Here is a 2,455-nt window from a genome sequence, read left to right on the forward strand (position 1 = left end):
GCTCCACCCCCTCCGGCCAGTCCTCCACGAGCCCTTCCCGGTCGATCAGCCCGGGCGAGACGGTGTTCACGCGGATGCCGTGCGGGCCGTACTCCTGGGCCGCCGCCCGCGCGTGCGCCACGATCGCCGCCTTGGAGGCGGAATAGTGGGCGTGCCCGGGCGCGGGGTGGCCCGCCTCGATGGACGCGACGGAGGTGACGGACCCGCCCGGGCGCATGAGCTCCGCGGCCGCCTGGGTGCACGCGAAGACGCCGGTGAGGTTGGTGTCCACGACGTCCCGCCACTGCGCGGCCGTCATCCCGGGCAGGGGCCGGACGGGTTGCACGCCCGCGTTGTTGACCAGCGCGGTCAGTCCCCCGCCCCACGCGGCGGCCTCCCGGACCAGCCGCCGGCACGCGTCCTCGTCCCGCAGCTCCGCCTCCAGTACGACGGCCCGAGCGCCCGCGTCCTCGATCCGGGACGCCACCTCGCGCGCCGCCGCCACGGCCGTACGGCAATGGAGTGCGACCGCCGCGCCCTGCTCGGCGAACCGCAGCGCGATGCCCCGCCCGATGCCGCCGCCCGCGCCCGTGACCAGGGCGACCTGACCTTGAAGGAGTCTCATGGACGGCACAGTCGCGCGATCCGGGCGGCCTCGGACGGGTAACGCGCCGTCAGCTCGGCCGCGTCACCGTGCTCGTAGCCCTCGTAGGTGAAGCCGGGGGCCATGGTGCAGCCGAAGAAGGTCCAGTCGCCGCGGGTCGTGGCCCCCATCCAGGTGCCGGCGGGCACGGTGAGCTGGGGGTGCTGGCCGGCGCGTACGTCCGGGCCCAGGGCGGCGGATCTCGTCGTGCCGTCCGGGGCGAGCAGCAGGAGGTCCAGCGGGTCGCCGAGGTAGTGGTGCCAGATCTCGTCGCTGGGCAGGCGGTGCAGGGCGGAGTAGTCGTCCGCGGTGAGGAGGGCGACGATGGCCGTGCCGTGCGGCCTTCCGTCGGCGCGCTCCTCACCCGCCCAGGTCTGCCGGAACAGTCCGCCCTCGCGGGGGACGGGTTCCAGGCCGTAGTGGGCGACGAGGTCGTCGGGCGTCACAGGGGAAAGGCTACCTCCCGTGCCAGGAAAGCCAGTTGTGCGTGCTTCTCGGGCAGGTACACGTCCGGGAGGTCGACCTCCGGCAGCACGACCGCGTCCCCGGCGACGAAGCCCTGCTTCAGGAAGCGGGCGATGGCCTTCTCGTTGCGCACGTCGGGGTCCACCACGACCCGCTTCTTGTCCAGGCCCAGCAGGACGTACGAGGCCACGGCCGACAGCAGCGCCCCGGACCAGCCGGGCCGGGTGCCGTGCGGGCCCGGGGGCGGGAGCAGCAGGTGGATGCCGATGTCACCGGGTTCGACGGGGTAGCACTCGCCGACCCGGTCGGCCTCCGGGTCGTAGGTCTGCAGGAGTCCGGCGGGTTCGCCGTCCTTCTCCAGCAGATAGGCGTGGTGGGTGTCGAGGGTGTCCAGGTGGGCGTAGATCTCGGCCACCTGCTGTCGCGTGAGGCCGTTCATGCCCCAGAACGCGGCGCGTTCCTCCCGCACCCAGGCGTGCACGGTCGCGGCGTCGGCGTACGGGTCGAGGCGCAGGACGCGGACGGTTCCGTAGCCGTCCACCGTCTGGGTGTGGACCGCTTCACGGGTGGGGGTGTCGGACATCGTTCTCCTCAGTCTTCCTTCGTCAGGTGCTGCCAGTCGGTGACGACCGGGGCGAGATCTCCCCTGAGCCACAGGGGGAGTTGGTCGCGGTGGTGGGGTGAGCCGGGCAGGCCCGAGGCGCCCAGCGGGACCACCCACAGGCTGTCCTCGCGGCGGGCCAGGTCCCAGACGTAACGGGCGGCCGGGCCGCGCGCGGCGAGGTCGGTGAGTCCGGGCACCGCGGAGGTGCACAGGACGCAGTCGTGGTCGCCGGAAAGGGGCGGGGCGTCCCGGTCGTCCTCGGGGAGTGCCTGCCAGGGGGCGAGGCGGTGCGTGTCGCCCCAGGTGCCCCGCGGCGGCTCGGCGGCCACCTCCTCCAGGGCGGCCCGTACGGTCCCGGCCCGGTCGATGCCGTACAACTCCTCGGCGCGCAGCAGGTGTTCGAGCGCGAAGGCGATCCGGGGGACGAGACCCAGCCACGGGAGCAGGACCTCTGGGTAGGCGGGCGGCTCTGTCAGGGCGGCGAACGCGGGATGGGCGGCGAGCCGTCGTACGACCGCGCTGCGCACGGCGGCGTACAGGGCGGCCTCCGTGCTGCTCGCGCTCATACGGCGGTCCCAGCGCAGCAGCGTGCCCCTGACGGCCTCGCCCGCGGGGCTCAGTCCCTCCAGTGCCGCCACGTGGTCCAACAGGGGCTGGGCGGAGGCGAGATGGGTGTCCATGTGGATCAGGGGCATGTCGGCGGCCGACCACCGCTCCTTCTCCCCCAGCAGGGCGGTGATGCGGTCCGCCCGGTGGGGCGGGGC

4 protein-coding genes are annotated in these 2,455 nt (G+C 74.0%); all 4 read right to left on the reverse strand.

Features of this window, described 5'->3' with window-relative positions:
• Positions 1–604: SDR family NAD(P)-dependent oxidoreductase (locus tag EHS43_RS42530; RefSeq protein WP_125195812.1), on the reverse strand; the 604-nt coding region annotated here is incomplete at its 3' end.
• Positions 601–1,068, reverse strand: coding sequence for a cupin domain-containing protein (locus tag EHS43_RS42535; RefSeq protein WP_125195813.1), 468 nt, complete (start codon positions 1,066–1,068; stop codon positions 601–603). The genes EHS43_RS42530 and EHS43_RS42535, both read right to left, overlap by 4 nt.
• The gene (locus EHS43_RS42540; RefSeq protein ID WP_125195814.1) at positions 1,065–1,670 is read right to left on the reverse strand and encodes a GNAT family N-acetyltransferase; all 606 of its coding nucleotides are present in this window, start codon (positions 1,668–1,670) and stop codon (positions 1,065–1,067) included. The genes EHS43_RS42535 and EHS43_RS42540 overlap by 4 nt, the downstream gene beginning before the upstream one ends.
• An 8-nt stretch (positions 1,671–1,678) precedes the next feature.
• The coding region (locus EHS43_RS42545) for a penicillin acylase family protein (RefSeq protein WP_148104275.1) at positions 1,679–2,455 on the reverse strand (777 nt) is incomplete at its 5' end.

Source organism: Streptomyces sp. RP5T, from assembly GCF_003933965.1.
In the GTDB taxonomy this organism is placed as follows: domain Bacteria; phylum Actinomycetota; class Actinomycetes; order Streptomycetales; family Streptomycetaceae; genus Streptomyces.

What these genes read in the sequence shown, in the direction of transcription:
- EHS43_RS42540 (WP_125195814.1), bottom strand. Translation starts at nt 1,670, where the DNA reads ATGTCCGACACCCCCACCCGTGAAGCGGTCCACACCCAGACGGTGGAC.